Source organism: Paenibacillus sp. 2TAB23, from assembly GCF_052115165.1.
Lineage (GTDB): Bacteria > Bacillota > Bacilli > Paenibacillales > Paenibacillaceae > Pristimantibacillus.
Genome location: NZ_JBFRGD010000014.1, coordinates 202,968 through 219,185 on the forward strand (window position 1 = coordinate 202,968; position 16,218 = coordinate 219,185).

Consider the following 16,218-nt stretch of genomic DNA (forward strand, 5'->3'; position numbering starts at 1 on the left):
AAGAGGCACGGGGGATGACCCTGAGAGACAAAATAAGAGGAGTGGTAGAGTTGTTAAAGAAAAAAGGCTTTAAGGGGATCTTGATGTTGTCGATGGTGGTGCTGCTCGCATTTGCGGCTGCATGCGGTAATAATACAAACGGTGCAAATACAGGTTCAGAAAATACAGGCGCTACAAACAATACGGCTACTAACGCACCAACGGAAGAAGCAGTGAAATTGTCAGGCGAAATTAAAATCGACGGTTCAAGCACCGTGTTCCCACTTACAGAAGCTGCTGCTGAAGAATTCAACAAAGAGCACACAGACGTACGCGTACCTGTTGGCGTATCCGGTACAGGCGGCGGCTTCAAACAGTTCTGTGCAGGCGAAATCGCAATTGCAGATGCTTCCCGCACAATCAAGGAAGAAGAAGCAACAGCATGTAAGGATGCAGGCATTGAGTACACTGAGCTTTCCGTAGCATTTGACGGCTTGTCCGTAGTCGTAAGCAAAGACAATGATTTTATCGACCATTTGACGGTTGAAGAGCTTAACAAAATTTTCGTTACTGGCAGCACGGTAGCTACTTGGAAAGACGTTCGCGATACATTCCCTGCTGAGCCGATCGTTATGTTCTCACCAGGCGCTGATTCCGGAACTTATGATTATTTCAATGAAGCAATTCTTGATAAAGCCGGCATTCGCAACGATAAAGCAATCAGCTTCTCTGAAGATGACAACGCGCTAGTTCAAGGCGTAGCAGGCAGCAAATACGGCATTGGCTACTTCGGTTTCGCTTACTTTGAAGAAAACCAAGACAAATTGAAGGTTGTTCCGGTTGACGGCGGCAGCGGAGCAATTGCACCGACTTACGACACGATCAAAGACGGTAGCTATGCACCATTGTCCCGTCCGCTCTACATCTATGTAAGCAACAAAGAGCTTGAACGTCCAGAAGTTAAAGAATTCGCGAAATACTACATCAACAACATTGGAAAATTTGCAGGCGAAGTTGGCTATGTATCCCTTCCAGATGAGCAATATGCAACGGAAGCAGCAAAAATCCAATAATCATTAAAATTGTCTAAATGAAAATGTGGTGTCTCGAGGGACATCACATTTTTCACGGCACATATGTAAACGAATTGTAAAGGCAAGAAGGAGGACGCCGCAATGCCAAGGCAAGGGCTGCAAACGGTCAATAAAGCTCAAACATTAAGCAAGGAAGCCTATGACTTCAAAAATAAACGCGTTAGCATCATGAATAAAGTGATGCCGATCCTATTGTTCCTATGTGCTTCCGTATCCGTTCTAACTACAATAGGCATCGTCGTCACGCTCATCTCAGAAACGTATCAGTTTTTTCAGAAAATACCGATTTTCGATTTCTTGTTTGGGACCAAATGGTCACCGTTAATCCCGCCCAAAAGCTTCGGTGTTCTGCCGCTCTTGTCAGGCACGTTAATGATTACATTCATCGCTTGTTTAGTTGCTATTCCGCTTGGCCTTGCCAGTGCCATTTACTTATCGGAGTACGCGCCTAAACGGGTTCGCAAAATCGTCAAGCCGATCCTTGAGGTGCTGGCTGGCGTACCTACGATCGTATACGGTTATTTCGCTCTTAGCCTGATAACGCCGCTTATTCAAAGCATCTTCAACAGCGCTGGCGTGTTCAACGCGTTAAGCGCAGGAATCGTAGTTGGCATCATGATCATTCCAATGGTTTGCTCGCTTAGCGAGGACGCGATGTCTTCGGTGCCGCGTACTTTGCGCGACGGTGCGTATGCCCTTGGCGCTACCAGATTTGAAGTTGCTTTGAAAATCGTCGTGCCAGCTGCTTTCTCCGGCATCGTCGCATCAGCAGTGCTTGCATTCTCAAGAGCAATCGGCGAGACGATGATCGTTACGGTCGCGGCGGGCTCAACGCCTAACATGACAGCCAATCCGCTCGACAGCATCCAGACGATGACCGCTTACATTGTTCAGGTCAGCCTTGGAGATACGCCGCACGGAACGATTGAGTACGGATCGATCTTCGCGGTCGGCATGACGCTGTTCGTCATTACATTCCTGCTCAATATTCTTGCCCAATACATTGCAAGAAAATTCAGAGAGGAGTACTAAGATGAACATATTCCAAGATGCGAACCGCAAGCAAATTGCGGGCCGGCGTAGGACGGACTGGATGCTGCATATCCTATTCGTCATAGCGACTTCAATCGGCGTACTCGCCCTGTGCGCACTTATCATAGATATACTCATAGATGGTATATCAAGACTGCAGCCAGACTTGTTCACGAATTTCCCTTCCCGCAAAGCGGAAGGATCGGGAATGAAGTCGGCGCTCGTCGGCACGATCTATATGCTGCTAATCATGGCGCCGATTTCTTTCATCTTCGGTGTTGGCGCGGCTATCTATCTGGAGGAATACGCAAAGAAAGGCCGCATTACAAGGATGATTCAACTGAATATCAGTACGCTTGCGGGCGTTCCATCCATTGTCTACGGCATTCTCGGCTTGACCTTGTTCGTACGGCTTCTCTCGCTTGACCGAAGTCTAATCGCTGGCGCGCTCACGATGACGCTGCTAGTGCTTCCCATTATTATCGTTTCAGCGCAGGAAGCGATTCGCGCTGTTCCGAAATCGCGCCGCGATGCATCATTCGCACTCGGTGCGACCAAATGGCAAACCGTTTCCCGTTCGGTTATGCCATCGGCTCTTCCAGGTGTTCTCACAGGCGTCATTCTTGCCATGTCGCGGGCAATCGGCGAGACGGCACCGCTTGTAATGATTGGTGCGCTCACGTACGTTGCATTTTTGCCGGACGGACTCAAGGATTCCTTTAYCGTTATTCCKATTCAAGTGTATAACTGGCTGTCGAAGCCTCAGCTCGAATTCAAGGAACTCGCGGCAAGCGGTATTATCGTGCTGCTCGCGCTCTTGCTGCTGATGAACTTCTCGGCTATCCTGCTACGCAACAAATACCAGAAGAACGTGTAAGGCGCTGCCGCACAAGCTCACCATTTTAGGAGGAAAACGACATGGAAGCACTTATTAACATTAACAAGCTGAATTTATTTTACGGCGCTTTCCACGCTTTGAAGGATGTATCGCTTACAATTCCCGAGAAAGCCATTACGGCTTTCATCGGACCATCCGGCTGCGGCAAATCGACGCTGCTTCGTACGCTCAACCGGATGAACGACATGATTCCGGGCACGCGCATCGAAGGCGGGATAGCGATCGGCGGGACCGAGATTTATTCGAATGAGGTAGACGTCGAGACGCTTCGCAAAAAAGTCGGAATGGTGTTCCAACAGCCGAATCCTTTCCCGAAATCAATCTACGACAACGTGGCATACGGGCCGCGCCTGCACGGCATCACAAGCAAGCGCGAGCTCGATGAAATCGTAGAAACCAGCTTGAAATCAGCCGTGCTTTGGGAAGAGGTCAAGGATCATTTGAAGCGTTCGGCGTTCGGCTTATCCGGCGGGCAACAGCAGCGCCTCTGCATCGCACGCGCCCTTGCCGTCAATCCGAACATCCTGCTCATGGATGAGGCAACCTCTGCGCTAGACCCGATCTCCACGCTTAAGATCGAGGAGCTTGCCCAGGAGCTGAAGGATAAATATACGATCGTGATGGTTACTCACAACATGCATCAGGCAGCCCGCGTATCGAACCAAACCGTGTTCTTCCTTAACGGGGAAGTCATTGAATATTCGGATACGGAGAAGCTGTTCTCCAATCCGACGGATCAGCGCACGGAAGATTATATCAGCGGTCGCTTCGGCTAAGCCGGAGTTAGCCATAAATGCAACATAATTTGTAGGAGGAATGCCGTTGTGATGACCACACGCAAAGAGTTTGACCAGGGATTGGAGCATCTTCATAACCTGTTGATCGACATGGGTACATTCGTGGAAAAAGCGCTCGTTGAGTCAATGGAAGCGCTGAAGTCGGTTGATGTTGCCCGTGCCAAGCAGGTCATCGCGAAGGATCCGTCGCTGAACCAGATGGAAGAGAAGATTACAGAAATTGGCTCGAAGCTTATCGCTACGCAGCAGCCGGTAGCTAAGGACCTGCGTCGCATTCTATCCGCGTTCAAGATTGCAAGCGATTTGGAGCGGATGGGTGACCTGTCTGTAGATATCGCCAAGGTTGTTCTCCGCTTGGAAGGCCAGGAGCTCATTAAACCATTGATTGATTTGCCTCGCATGGCGGAAATCGTTCAGCTTATGACCTATGAGTCCATACAGTCCTTTATTCAAGAGAACGTGGATTTGGCATACAAAATGGCGAAGGACGACGATCAGGTCGATGCCCTTTACGGCCAAATTACACGTGAGCTATATTCTCTTATGATGGAGAATCCTCGAAATATTACGCAATCGTCGCTATTGAGCTTCGTTGGCCGCTATTTGGAGCGGTTCGGCGATCATGCAACGAATATCGGCGAGAGCGTCGTATACCTCGTAACGGGCAACAGGCCGGATTTGAACGTGTAGCAAAAATGTTCTTCTATAAACCGTCGAAGCAAATGTGCTTGGACGGTTTTTATATTATCAGGTCATTCGAACTATGTAATGTCGAATTTTACCGAACATTAACATATCTATGCATCTCTATTCACAATCGGCTGTTAAAGTAAGTGTCAAAGGAACTGAAATAGACGAAATTCGATCGAGGGGAATGGCATGAATGGAGTCGGGGTTGGGTTATTCAATCGAGATATGCTCCGCAGCATTAAAGAGCGCTGGCATGAAGGCGGCATAGGAGTCATTTATGTTCGGTTTCGGCTGGGGAACGCAGCGGCGGAGAACGCTTTGCAGATGTGGGAAAGCGAAGAGAAAGCTATATTTTGGCGGCAGCGGCTGGAATGGGATTACTTTTTTCTAATCGATCGCAAGCAGAAGGACGAACCGATTATCAAGGTGATCGAAAAGGCGCTCGAGCGTCTGTATGGGAAGCTTCGCAAAGTCGTGTCCAATGCGGAGAAGGAGAAGGAGCATGGAGCAGAGCATGAGGTGGAGGTAAGCATAGGCTTGTCTACCGCATTCCCCCCTGCAACAGGCCGCTCCTCGGAAGCGGTTGTATACCGGATGCTGCTCGATGCGATGGAGCATAGCGCTTATAACGTATCGCTTGGCAGGGAGAGGAAGGAAGCAAGCGCGGCTGGCGTTCTGAGCCAAGCTGGTTATGGATTATCAGCTGCGGCTAGTGAAACGGCCATCCAGCAGGATTTGACGGGATACCATGGGAGATCGGTTCGGATCGGGACGCTGGCCGTCCCGTTCCCGGTTTTTCCTGCAAGGGCTAGAGTGTCGGAAGTCGCTTACCTATTCGATACGAATGCGAAAGCGCAAGGCGCCGTTATTGTGGATCAAGGAAGGCCGATCGGCATACTCATGAAGGAAAAGCTGCATCAGATGCTTGCCGGTCAATTCGGGCTCCCTCTTTACTGGAACCGTCCAGTGGAGCGAATCATGAATAACCAGCCGCTTATCGTGGATGAACAGCTGTCCGTCGAACATGTATCGCAGCTTGCGATGGCGCGTGAATTCTCGCAGCTGTACGATGTTGTGCTCATTACGAAGGACGGTCAGATGGCAGGAGCGGCATCCATCCGCTCCATTCTAGAGTGCATGACAACGCTCCGCACGGAAGCGGCACGCACGGCTAATCCGCTTACGGGTCTGCCTGGCAATGAAGAAATTCAGCTGGAGCTGAGCCGGCGAATCGGTGAAAAGGAACCGTTCGCAGTCATTTATGCGGATCTGGATTATTTCAAATGGTATAACGATTGCTTTGGCTTCGGGATGGGCGATAACTTAATACGCTATTTGGGCGATTTATTGCGCAGGGAGCTTGATCTCCTCGGCGGAAGCGATGATTTTATCGGTCATATCGGCGGGGACGATTTCATTGCAGTAACCAAGTCCTCACTAGCCGAAAGCTTGTGCGAGGCGCTGATTAAGCGTTTCGATCAAGGTATAAAAGCATTTTATGGTGGAGTTGAGGTCACAAGCGTAGAGGACCGTCACGGAAATCCCGTTGAACAGGAGGGTGTGACGCTCTCTTTGTCACTCATGCTGTGGGATGGCATGGTACCGCTAGTAACGGAGGAGATTCCAAGACGGGCAGCCATGCTGAAGAAGCAGGCGAAGGCGCTGAAGGGCAGCATCTGCGTCATGGATCATATATCAGGAATGCATCATGGAGAGGAACGGAACCGAAATTGAGACAAGTACGAGACATATGGCGGCTAAACGGAGCGGACAACGAAAGCACCGGCCATCTTGGCATAATCTATTTGTCATGGCAGCTTTCCTCCGACGATCAGATGGACAGTATTGCCTCGTTGCAGGAGCAGTGGCATGAATTTGCGGAGCGCGAGGCGGAGGAAGCTTTTAATAGTTCACTACTGTATGAGGGGCTTCAATGGGTGAAGGAGGATCTCTTCATACATATGCGATTGCCCACAGGCAAGGTCAAACTGCTGGAGGGCTGGCTGCTTGAGCTTGCCCATAAGCATACGACGGAGTGGGAGCAGCGTTTTATCGACGGGCTGGACAAAATAGCCTCGGACAGCATGGAAGCCCGGCTTCATGTCGGTGTAGCCGTTGCATCGAATGATTCGAATACGGCTGACGGATTGGTCTGGTATGAGGTGATGAAAAAAGCGATCCTGCACGGCCAAGCAGCGGACGCAATGGAACACAGCATGAAACGGCGCGCAATCGATCAGATCATTCACGATCGGATGATTTATCCGGTGTATCAGCCGATTGTATCGCTTCAGCAGCAAGGGAAAATATTCGGATATGAGTCGCTTTCCAGAACCGAGGACCGCTCGTGGTTCGCGGGTCCGATGGATTTATTCCTCTTCGCGGAGAAGGAAGGCTTAACCTACACCTTGGATCGGCTGGCTAGAGAGAAGGCGATAGACGGCTGCATTCCGCTGGCGCCCGATCAGAAGCTATTTATCAATGTGATGGCGCAAATTATGGAGGATCCCAGCTTCTCGCCGGGTCAAACGTTAAGTCTGCTGGAGCAGCATAAGCTCTCGCCGCATCATGTCGTGTTTGAAATAACGGAGCGGAATTCGATTGCTGATTTCGGAACGGTCAAAAAAGCATTGGAGCATTACCGAAGTCAGGGCTATCAAATCGCAATTGATGACGTAGGCGCGGGTTATTCCTCTTTGCAGTCAATCGTGGAGCTGCGTCCTGATTACTTGAAGGTTGACCGTTCCATCGTCCAGAATATCCACCTCGATGAGATGAAGGAGCATATCCTGTATACATTGATCCAGCTTGCGCTCAAAATGGACATTTCGGTCATAGCCGAGGGAATCGAGTTGGAAGAGGAGTTGGCAAAGGTTCGCGAAATGGGCGTCCAATATGCACAGGGCTATTTGCTAGGACGGCCAGCACCGTTCGATACGAATAAGCAATAATCGTGAAAGATAGGCTTTCCTTAGGCAGCGATGCTTGGGGAAAGTCGTTTTGTGCTATAATGGAACGTATGAAAGCTACATAAAGAAGGTGTGATTCCTTATGGAAAAATGGATGCTCATTGATGGAAATAGTATCATTTACCGCGCGTTTTTTGCGATCCCGCCGCTGACGAATTCGTCCGGCAGCCATACGAACGCGGTATTCGGATTTACGACGATGCTGCTCAAGCTGCTTGAGCAAGAAAAACCGACGCATGTGCTGGTCGCGTTCGATGCCGGAAAGGTTACGTTCCGCCACGAAGGCTACGCGGAATACAAAGGCGGAAGACAGAAGACGCCGCCGGAGCTGTCGGAGCAATTCCCCGTGCTCAAAGAGCTGCTGGGTGCTTTTAATATTTCGCAGTACGAGCTGGCTGGTTATGAGGCGGATGACATTATCGGCACGCTTACGAAGGCTGCCGACGACAAAGGCGTCGAGACATTCGTCGTAACCGGGGACAAGGATATGCTGCAGCTTGCTTCCGATAAGGTGACGATTGCGGTTACACGCAAGGGTGTCAGCGAGGTTGATCTGTACACGCCAGAAGCCATCCAAGAAAAATACGGACTGGTGCCGATGCAGATTATCGATCTGAAGGGTCTGATGGGCGATGTCTCCGATAATATCCCTGGCGTTCCGGGCGTTGGAGAGAAGACGGCGCTGAAGCTGCTGCATGAGCACGGCACGGTCGAGAATGTCCTTGCCAACTTGGACAAGCTGAAGGGCAAGTTGAAGGAAAACATCGAGACGCATAAGGACGATGCGGAGATGAGCAAGAAGCTGGCGACGATCTTCCGCGAGGTGCCGTTCGAGAAAAGCATAGACGAGATCAGCTATGCGGGTTATGACGGGCCCAAGCTGGCCGAAGCGTTCCGCAAGCTCGAATTCAAGTCATTGATTGAACGGCTGCAGCTTGGCGCGGAAGCAGGCGATATGGAAGAAGAAGCGCAGGCCGCAGCCGCTGATCTGTCGATTCACGTGATCGAATCCGAGCAGCATAAAGACTCGCTTGACCGACTCGTGGACATACTCGCCAAAACAGATAAAAACGGCCTGTACATCGAAGCGATTGGCGAAAACCCGCATCATGCCGAGCTGATCGGTCTCGCGATTGCAGCTGAAGATGCCGTATTCGCGATGCCTTACTCCGTGCTTAAGCAGCCTTTTGCCGCTAAGCTGCGCGACTGGCTAGAGCAAGCGGACAAGCCGAAGTACGGCTTTGACCTGCATAAGGTGGAGCTTGCGCTCAAGTGGAGCGGAATTGGCTTCGAAGGTTCAGCGTTCGATGTTCAGCTCGCCGCATACCTGCTTGATCCAACCGAAGCAAGTCAGACACTGAGCGGTATCAACGAGAAGCAAGGTCTGTCCCTGTTGCCGCCGGATGAAGCGGTATATGGGAAGGGCGCGAAGTTCAAAGTACCGGATGCGGATACGCTATACCGGCACTTGTCTCTAAAGGCGGAAGCGGTTCGGAAGCTGGTGCCGCTATTAACCGAGGAGCTAAGCAAAACGGGAATGAGCAAGCTTTATTTTGACATGGAGCATCCATTGTCCCGTATTCTCGCCGGTATGGAGTTTCAGGGAATTAAGGTGAAATCCGAGGAGCTGGAGGCGCTTGGCCGCAACCTGGAGGGGCAGCTTACGACAATCATTAGCAACGTGTACATGCTTGCTGGGATGGAATTCAACATTGGTTCACCAAAGCAGCTTGGCGAGGTTCTGTTCGAGAAGCTGGGACTGCCCGCCAAGAAAAAGACGAAAACAGGTTATTCTACGGATGCAGAGGTGCTTGAGGAGCTCGCTCCTTATCATGACATTATTCCGCTCATCCTGCATTACCGCCAGCTCTCCAAGCTGCAGTCCACTTATGTAGAAGGGCTGCTGAAGGAGGTACGCAAGGAAACGGGCAAGATCCATACCTATTACCGCCAGACGATTGCAGCTACGGGCCGTCTAAGCAGTCAATTCCCGAACCTGCAGAATATTCCGATCCGCTTGGAAGAAGGACGCCAAATCCGCAAGGCATTCGTGCCGTCCGAGCCTGGCTGGTCCATTGTCGCAGCCGACTATTCGCAGATTGAGCTGCGCGTGCTTGCGCACATTGCAGATGACGAGAACATGAAGGAAGCTTTCATACACGATATGGATATTCATACGAAGACGGCGATGGATGTGTTCGGCGTAACAGCCGAAGAGGTAGACTCCAATATGCGCCGCTCAGCGAAGGCAGTTAACTTCGGTATCGTATATGGCATCAGCGATTTTGGCTTATCACAGAATCTTGGCATCACGCGTAATGAGGCCGGAAAGTTTATCTCAGATTACAAGGAAGTCTTCAAAGGCGTTCGCCAGTATATGCATGATATCGTGCAGCAAGCTAAGCGTGACGGCTATGTGGCGACGCTGCTGGAGCGCAGGCGTTATCTGAACGACATTAATGCTTCCAATTTCAACCTTCGTTCCTTTGCGGAGCGCACGGCCATGAATACGCCTATACAGGGTACGGCAGCCGATATTATCAAGCTGGCGATGGTGCATATGGATGCGACGCTGCGCGAGCGCAAGCTGAAGAGCCGCATGCTGCTGCAGGTACACGATGAGCTCGTATTCGAGGTGCCGCAGGAAGAGCTGGAGCTGATGAAGACGCTGGTGCCGGAAGTTATGGCTGGCGCGCTTAAGCTGGACGTTCCGCTTAAGGCCGATATGAGCTTCGGTGACAATTGGTATGAAGCAAAGTAACCCGCTGGCGCGCTGTTTCGGGTATAATGGTTGTTGAGGTGAGGAGAAAATGCCTGAATTGCCAGAGGTAGAAACCGTAAGAAGAACGTTAATTGAACTTGTCGCGGGAAAACGAATCCAGTCCGTTACGGTAAAACTCCCGCGTATTATACAGCGCCCTGCTGAGCCTGAACAGTTCGCAGATGCTTTGGTTGGACATACGATTCAGACCGTTGAGCGTCGCGGCAAATTTCTGCGAATCATATTGGACGGACTCGTCCTGGTCTCGCATTTGCGCATGGAAGGCCGCTACGGCGTGTTCCCTTCGGACGAGCCGATTGAGCTGCATACGCATGTGATCTTTCATTTCGAGGACGGCACAGATCTCCGCTACAAGGATGTGCGTCAATTCGGCACGATGCATCTGTTCACAGCAGGGCAGGAGCTGGAGCTGCCGCCGCTGAACAAGCTGGGCATAGAGCCGCTTGAGCCGGGCTTTACAGTTGAATTGCTGCGAAGCAAGCTGGAGAAGCGGGCTACGAAAATTAAGCCGCTGCTGCTCAATCAAGAGCATATTGTCGGACTTGGCAACATTTATGTGGATGAAGCGTTGTTTCAGGCTCGCATTCATCCCGAGCGTTCGCCTCGTTCATTGAAGCCGGCGGAGTGGAAACGTTTGTATGAGGCAATAAGGTCAACACTTGCGCATGCGGTAGAAGCGGGCGGTTCATCGATTAAGTCTTACGTGAACGGGCAAGGCGAGATGGGGATGTTCCAGCATCAACTGCTCGTCTACGGCAAGAAGGATGAGCCATGCCCGAACTGTTCCAGACCGATTCATAAATTTGTCGTTGGCGGAAGAGGCACGCATATTTGCAGGAAATGCCAGACATTGGAGGAAGCAGGACAGCTCAAGGCAAAGTAGCTTTTTGGATCGACATGCACAGACAAATACTCCCCGCATATGATAGATGTGTTACGAACAATAGGCGAATGACTACTCGGAGCTTCTGAGTGAGCCGGATATTCGCCGTGCGGGGAGGGACTTTACGATTGTTCGCGCATGTTGCTTCACTGTTAGTGCTTGCTTTTGCTGTTAGCTTGGATGGATTTGGTGTTGGCGTTACGTACGGCTTGCGGAGAATTCGCATCCCTATGCTGTCGGTACTTATCATTGCTTGCTGCTCGGGTTTGATTATTTATTTATCCATGCAGGTCGGCGGCTTGCTAACCAGCTTTCTGTCCGAATTCGCAGCGCGGCTCATCGGTGCCTGTGTGCTTATTCTCATCGGCGGATGGGCGCTGCTGCAGCTTAGAAAAGGGAAGCATGCTGACGAGTCTGTCGATACTACGGATGCTTCTCGGCTTGAGAGTGCAGCGGCGGCTGAAGGCAGTCCGCATGCCCATGCGGGCGAGATTGCGAGTGCTGCACTCGTTGTCATGGTTGAGCTGAAGCGGCTGGGCCTAGTCATACAGATTCTAAAAACGCCGCAAGCTGCCGATGTCGACAAATCAGGAACGATCTCCGCATCGGAAGCAATCATGCTAGGCGTGGCGTTGTCACTCGATGCATTCGGTGCTGGGCTTGGCGCAGCATTGATCGGCCTGCCTTCCTTGCTGACGGCTTTGACGATCGCGGCTGCAAGTGCCATCTTCTTAATAGGCGGAATGCGTTTCGGCTTTCGTTTCTCGGCTTGGAGAGGCATGCAAACATTATCTTTGCTTCCAGGCATATTATTGATCATGATGGGAATCATGAAGCTGTTATAATTAGAGGTGAAATGGATGAGAATCGGATTAACCGGCGGTATTGCCAGCGGTAAGAGCACTATCGCCAACATGCTGGTGGAACGCGGTGCGCTGCTGGTCGATGCCGATCAAGTCGCAAGAGAGGTCGTGCTTCCGGGCCAGCCGGCACTGGAGGCAATTGCCTCTACGTTTGGACAAGCTGTGATTGAAAGCGATGGCTCTCTTAACCGCAAGGAGCTTGGAGCTATCGTTTTTCAGGACAAAAGCATGCTGACGAAGCTCGAAGCCATTACGCACCCAGCCATTCGCGCAAGCATGCAGGCGACTATACATACCTACGCGGAGCAATTTCCAAACCGGCTGATCGTAGCTGACGTGCCGCTGCTGTATGAAACCAAGCAGGAAGAGCTGTATGACGGCATTATGGTCGTTTACGTGCCTGCAGAGCTGCAGAAGGTTCGATTAATGGCGCGGAATCAAGTAACGGAGGAAGAAGCCGTTCGCCGGATAGCGCTGCAGATGGATATCGAACGGAAACGCGCGCTGGCTGACTTTGTCATCGACAACAGCGGATCGCTCAAGGAAACGAAACGCCAGCTGGATGCATTCTGGGAAAGTCAGTGCTTGCTATGAAAGTGCTGCTGAAGAAAAGAGTTCTTCTGGTGCTTTTACTGGGGCTGCTGACGATTATGTTTCTGAAATCGGACTGGCTGGCCACAGTGATGTATCCCGTGAAATATAAAGACGATATTCGGGCCAGCGCATCCAATTACAAGGTTGAACCGCACTTGGTTGCCGCGATTATACGCAGTGAAACGAATTACCAGACAGGCAAGGATTCAAAGAAAGGCGCTTTGGGCTTGATGCAAATTATGCCGGATACGGCAGAGTGGGTTGTGCAAAAGGCTGGGTTTCAAGATGTTACGGAGGATACGCTCCGGCACCGCGCGGATGTCAGCATCGAGGTTGGATCTTGGTATTTAAAGTCGTTGAATCAGCAGTTTGATGAGAATATGGTCGCTACCGTTGCTGCCTATAATGCTGGGCCGGGCAACGTTCGGAAATGGCTGGATACAGGCGTGTGGGATGGATCGATGGAAAAGGTTAAGGAAATCCCATTCGGTGAGACGAGGCACTATGTACAGCGGGTTATTTATTATTATAATAAGTATAAGGATTTATATCCTAGCTTTTAATCCAAACGAGCAATTGCCCATTCGAAAATACAATGAAGCCTTGGTGGCCCGTCTCTTCATGGACGGGCCCAGCCAAAGCTTCCGTTATTCATACAACTTTTAATGAATCATTATTTGTATTGACCAGCAAGGGATTGCTCGGCAATTTGCACTAGGCGGCGGGTAATGTATCCCCCGATGGAGCCTGCGTCTTTTGTAGCCATGTTGCCGTAGTATCCGTCTTGCGGAATCGCGATGCCTAGCTCTTGAGCAACTTCATATTTCATTTGATCAAGGGCAGCTGTCGCTTGTGGCACTACCAATTGGTTACTGCTGCGGGATGCGCTCATGTATGTTCACCTCCTTGCGGTTGGTAAAAGTATTATGTGCAAAAATCCAAACTTCATTACAGGAATTACATGGAAATTAAAATTATTTCTGAATAGCCGATTTTAAGGCATTCTGCGAACAGGAAAGGAGGCAATATCCGTTATGAAATGCCCATACTGCGACTATGCCGGAACGAAAGTATTAGACTCCAGGCCAGCCAACGAGAACAAATCAATCCGCCGTCGCCGCGAGTGTGAGAAGTGCAGCCGCCGATTCACAACTTTCGAGATGATTGAAGAAACACCTCTTATTGTGATCAAGAAGGACGGAAGCCGTGAAGAGTTCAGCCGCGACAAAATTTTGCGAGGTCTCATCCGTGCGTGCGAGAAGCGGCCAGTACCAGTTGAGCGTCTCGAGGTTATCGTATCCGAGGTAGAGAAGGAGCTGCGCACGACGGCACATGCCGAGGTCGACAGCAGCGACATAGGAGCTATCGTTATGAATGAGCTGTATCCGGTTGATGAGGTAGCCTACGTCCGCTTCGCTTCCGTTTATCGTCAATTCAAGGACATCGATATGTTCATGAAGGAGCTTAACAATCTGTTGTCCAAGCATCCGCTCAACAGTATGATAGATAAGGATTGACAGATCTTAGCACCATATGCTAATATCAATCTTGTCGTCATTTGGGGCCTTAGCTCAGCTGGGAGAGCGCTTGCATGGCATGCAAGAGGTCAGGGGTTCGATCCCCCTAGGCTCCACCAAACATTAAACTTAAACCACTTCTTCGGAAGTGGTTTTTTTATTGTTTGGTGGGGCCCAATTGAACCTAGAGGTACTGTCCGCGATGCGACCACTGTTTCGGTGGATTCTTGTAGGCGTGATCTTTTTGAGCTTACATTAGAAACGTTGGGCAACTTTCTTCGCATGTGCGATTGCTTTTTCTTTTATAGATGGAGCCTGCTCCCATAATGACGTTCCTTCCACAAAAATTGCCTCAATCGATGGAACCCCATAAAACTGTAAAATCTTATTCAAATAGGTGTACCCCATTTCAAGCGTTGCAAAAGGACCTTCCGAATAAACGGAACCGCTCGCTTGTATGTGCAAAGCTTTCTTTTCGGGCAACAAGCCTACAGGGTCATTTTGGGTATATTTGAACGTCTTCCCCGGAATTGAAGTCGCATCCGTGTATGCTTTCAAAACCGGCGGGATCGAGAAGTTCCACATTGGTGATACGTATACGTACTTATCAGCGGTCACGAATTGATCAACAATCGTCCTAAGATGATAGCTTACGTATGGAAACCTTAGTTGATCGAACGAAGTGGAATTTCAGGGTCCCCGCAAAGTCATACGGATGAGCTTCCAGCCTGGATCTATTGCAAATTTTCATATCCAACTGCACTAGCGTTGCATAAATGTTATCTGAATATTCTATGTTTTCTGTAATTAATGTACCTAGACATAAAAAAGATCTTTTACGATGGAATGGTAGGTAGTTCCTGTCCATAGTTTTGAACAGAGAAATTAATTTCTGAATTTTCCAACTAAATAGGTATGAAGGTTTATGCAACACTAGTAATCAAACTAACATTTTATGAGCGAATTTTACAATTTACGCAGGATTATTGAGCTGATTAATCGAATTTATAATGTTGAATGGAAAATTTTTATATTAATGAAAGCTAGGGGGATCCTATTATGGTACTTTCGGTTAACAGGGCAAAGAAGGTGCTTGCGGTTTTATTATGCATGGCACTTATCATTTTCGGGAATTTATCGTTGAGCGGTATTACGAATGTTACCTATGCAGCAGATTGCGAACCTTTAACCTTTGAACCAGCTGACGAAGATTTGGTTAATTGGGATCAAACATCGATTACTAGAACGGTGTGCGATCAAACTTTTACGTTTTCAGGTGGTTCAGTTTCAGGTAATGGGTTAGGTGTGGATGCCGGAGGGCTCTATGCATATACCGGTATCGAGAACGCTGTTAAGTTGACAATTAGTCTCGAATCCGGTGATTCATTCAGGATTTCGCAGTTCAGCGCAATTGCGCCTTATACGGAATCGGTTTCAATTGAACTTACCTATGCGAATAATACGACAGATATATTTGATCAAATTGCTAGTCCATCACAACTCTCACCAATTACTCTTTCAACAGGTGATGTTAAACAAGTTGTAATAAGCGCGACAGATTATGCTTCATTTCAAGACTTCGTATTTTCGGAAGCCTCGGGGGCTGCGCCGACGATTACGAGCATTTCGCCGACGGCGGGTCCGACGTCCGGAGGCACGACCGTCATTTTGAYCGGAACGAATCTGTCTGGTGCAACAGCGGTGACGTTTGGTGCAACGGCGGCGACAGGCTTTACTGTAAATTCGGCAACGCAAATCACGGCAACCGCTCCGGCGGSTAGCTCGGGAACCGTAGACGTAAGGGTAACGACGCCRGGCGGCACATCCGCGACATCAGCGGCTGACCAGTATACGTACAAAGCTGCGCCGACGATTACGAGCATTTCGCCGACGGCGGGTCCGACGTCCGGAGGSACGACCGTCATTTTGAYCGGAACGAATCTGTCTGGTGCAACRGCGGTGACGTTTGGTGCAACGGCGGCGACRGGCTTTACYGTAAATTCRGCAACGCAAATCACGGCAACCGCTCCGGCGGGTAGCTCGGGAACAGTAGACGTAAGGGTAACGACGCCGGGCGGCACATCCGCGACATCAGCGGCTGACCAGTATACGTACAAAGC

General features: G+C 50.1%; 15 protein-coding genes, 1 tRNA gene and 1 pseudogene. 15 read left to right on the forward strand and 2 right to left on the reverse strand.

Annotated features, from left to right (window positions below; genetic code table 11):
• Positions 1–50 precede the first annotated feature (50 nt).
• From AB4Z29_RS20305 to AB4Z29_RS20360, 12 genes are all read left to right on the forward strand, one after another.
• Positions 51–1,052: a PstS family phosphate ABC transporter substrate-binding protein gene (locus AB4Z29_RS20305; protein WP_441944812.1), complete on the forward strand. Its 1,002-nt coding sequence runs from the start codon at positions 51–53 to the stop codon at positions 1,050–1,052.
• A 189-nt stretch (positions 1,053–1,241) separates the two neighbouring features.
• A complete protein-coding gene (gene pstC, locus AB4Z29_RS20310; protein ID WP_246431658.1) occupies positions 1,242–2,105 on the forward strand; it encodes a phosphate ABC transporter permease subunit PstC in 864 nt (287 codons plus the stop codon).
• 1 nt (position 2,106) lies between these two features.
• Positions 2,107–2,982: a phosphate ABC transporter permease PstA gene (pstA, locus tag AB4Z29_RS20315; RefSeq protein WP_441944813.1), complete on the forward strand. Its 876-nt coding sequence runs from the start codon at positions 2,107–2,109 to the stop codon at positions 2,980–2,982.
• A gap of 41 nt (positions 2,983–3,023) precedes the next feature.
• Positions 3,024–3,779, forward strand: coding sequence for a phosphate ABC transporter ATP-binding protein PstB (gene pstB / locus AB4Z29_RS20320; RefSeq protein WP_138755402.1), 756 nt, complete (start codon positions 3,024–3,026; stop codon positions 3,777–3,779).
• 51 nt (positions 3,780–3,830) lie between these two features.
• Entirely contained in the window at positions 3,831–4,490 is a 660-nt protein-coding gene (gene phoU, locus AB4Z29_RS20325; protein ID WP_441944814.1) for a phosphate signaling complex protein PhoU, read from the forward strand.
• A 189-nt stretch (positions 4,491–4,679) separates the two neighbouring features.
• On the forward strand, positions 4,680–6,224 hold the full coding sequence (locus AB4Z29_RS20330) for a GGDEF domain-containing protein (RefSeq protein WP_441944815.1): 1,545 nt from the start codon (positions 4,680–4,682) through the stop codon (positions 6,222–6,224).
• Positions 6,221–7,441: an EAL domain-containing protein gene (locus tag AB4Z29_RS20335; protein WP_441944816.1), complete on the forward strand. Its 1,221-nt coding sequence runs from the start codon at positions 6,221–6,223 to the stop codon at positions 7,439–7,441. The genes AB4Z29_RS20330 and AB4Z29_RS20335 overlap by 4 nt, the downstream gene beginning before the upstream one ends.
• A gap of 100 nt (positions 7,442–7,541) precedes the next feature.
• The gene (gene polA / locus AB4Z29_RS20340) at positions 7,542–10,220 is read left to right on the forward strand and encodes a DNA polymerase I (RefSeq protein ID WP_441944817.1); all 2,679 of its coding nucleotides are present in this window, start codon (positions 7,542–7,544) and stop codon (positions 10,218–10,220) included.
• Between the two features lie 49 nt (positions 10,221–10,269).
• Positions 10,270–11,124 carry a DNA-formamidopyrimidine glycosylase gene (mutM, locus tag AB4Z29_RS20345; protein ID WP_441944818.1) on the forward strand — a complete coding sequence of 285 codons (855 nt, stop codon included), beginning with the start codon at positions 10,270–10,272 and terminating at the stop codon, positions 11,122–11,124.
• A 128-nt stretch (positions 11,125–11,252) separates the two neighbouring features.
• The gene (locus tag AB4Z29_RS20350) at positions 11,253–11,969 is read left to right on the forward strand and encodes an MntP/YtaF family protein (RefSeq protein ID WP_441944819.1); all 717 of its coding nucleotides are present in this window, start codon (positions 11,253–11,255) and stop codon (positions 11,967–11,969) included.
• A 15-nt stretch (positions 11,970–11,984) separates the two neighbouring features.
• Positions 11,985–12,581 (forward strand): dephospho-CoA kinase, encoded by a 597-nt coding sequence (coaE, locus tag AB4Z29_RS20355; protein ID WP_441944820.1) that lies wholly within the window; start codon positions 11,985–11,987, stop codon positions 12,579–12,581.
• A complete protein-coding gene (locus tag AB4Z29_RS20360; protein WP_441944831.1) occupies positions 12,578–13,144 on the forward strand; it encodes a lytic transglycosylase domain-containing protein in 567 nt (188 codons plus the stop codon). The genes coaE and AB4Z29_RS20360 overlap by 4 nt, the downstream gene beginning before the upstream one ends.
• 110 nt (positions 13,145–13,254) lie before the next feature.
• Here the strand turns inward: AB4Z29_RS20360 and AB4Z29_RS20365 are convergent, their stop codons facing one another.
• Positions 13,255–13,473 carry an alpha/beta-type small acid-soluble spore protein gene (locus AB4Z29_RS20365; RefSeq protein WP_053377233.1) on the reverse strand — a complete coding sequence of 73 codons (219 nt, stop codon included), beginning with the start codon at positions 13,471–13,473 and terminating at the stop codon, positions 13,255–13,257.
• A 142-nt stretch (positions 13,474–13,615) separates the two neighbouring features.
• On the opposite strand from AB4Z29_RS20365, the gene nrdR reads away from it, so the two are divergent.
• A complete protein-coding gene (nrdR, locus tag AB4Z29_RS20370; protein ID WP_183560458.1) occupies positions 13,616–14,098 on the forward strand; it encodes a transcriptional regulator NrdR in 483 nt (160 codons plus the stop codon).
• A 43-nt stretch (positions 14,099–14,141) separates the two neighbouring features.
• A tRNA-Ala gene (locus AB4Z29_RS20375) sits at positions 14,142–14,217 on the forward strand.
• Positions 14,218–14,353: 136 nt separating this feature from the next.
• On the opposite strand, the pseudogene AB4Z29_RS20380 reads toward AB4Z29_RS20375, so the two are convergent.
• Positions 14,354–14,740, reverse strand: a pseudogene (locus AB4Z29_RS20380) (NAD(P)H-dependent oxidoreductase); the annotation flags it as partial.
• A gap of 417 nt (positions 14,741–15,157) precedes the next feature.
• Here AB4Z29_RS20380 and AB4Z29_RS20385 point away from each other — a divergent pair.
• On the forward strand, positions 15,158–16,218 hold a 1,061-nt coding region (locus AB4Z29_RS20385), incomplete at its 3' end, for an IPT/TIG domain-containing protein (RefSeq protein ID WP_441944821.1).

What these genes read in the sequence shown, in the direction of transcription:
- pstB (WP_138755402.1), top strand. Translation starts at nt 3,024, where the DNA reads ATGGAAGCACTTATTAACATTAACAAGCTGAATTTATTTTACGGCGCT.
- pstC (WP_246431658.1), top strand. Translation starts at nt 1,242, where the DNA reads ATGAATAAAGTGATGCCGATCCTATTGTTCCTATGTGCTTCCGTATCC.
- AB4Z29_RS20360 (WP_441944831.1), top strand. Translation starts at nt 12,578, where the DNA reads ATGAAAGTGCTGCTGAAGAAAAGAGTTCTTCTGGTGCTTTTACTGGGG.
- mutM (WP_441944818.1), top strand. Translation starts at nt 10,270, where the DNA reads ATGCCTGAATTGCCAGAGGTAGAAACCGTAAGAAGAACGTTAATTGAA.
- phoU (WP_441944814.1), top strand. Translation starts at nt 3,831, where the DNA reads ATGACCACACGCAAAGAGTTTGACCAGGGATTGGAGCATCTTCATAAC.
- polA (WP_441944817.1), top strand. Translation starts at nt 7,542, where the DNA reads ATGGAAAAATGGATGCTCATTGATGGAAATAGTATCATTTACCGCGCG.
- coaE (WP_441944820.1), top strand. Translation starts at nt 11,985, where the DNA reads ATGAGAATCGGATTAACCGGCGGTATTGCCAGCGGTAAGAGCACTATC.
- AB4Z29_RS20330 (WP_441944815.1), top strand. Translation starts at nt 4,680, where the DNA reads ATGAATGGAGTCGGGGTTGGGTTATTCAATCGAGATATGCTCCGCAGC.
- AB4Z29_RS20365 (WP_053377233.1), bottom strand. Translation starts at nt 13,473, where the DNA reads ATGAGCGCATCCCGCAGCAGTAACCAATTGGTAGTGCCACAAGCGACA.
- nrdR (WP_183560458.1), top strand. Translation starts at nt 13,616, where the DNA reads ATGAAATGCCCATACTGCGACTATGCCGGAACGAAAGTATTAGACTCC.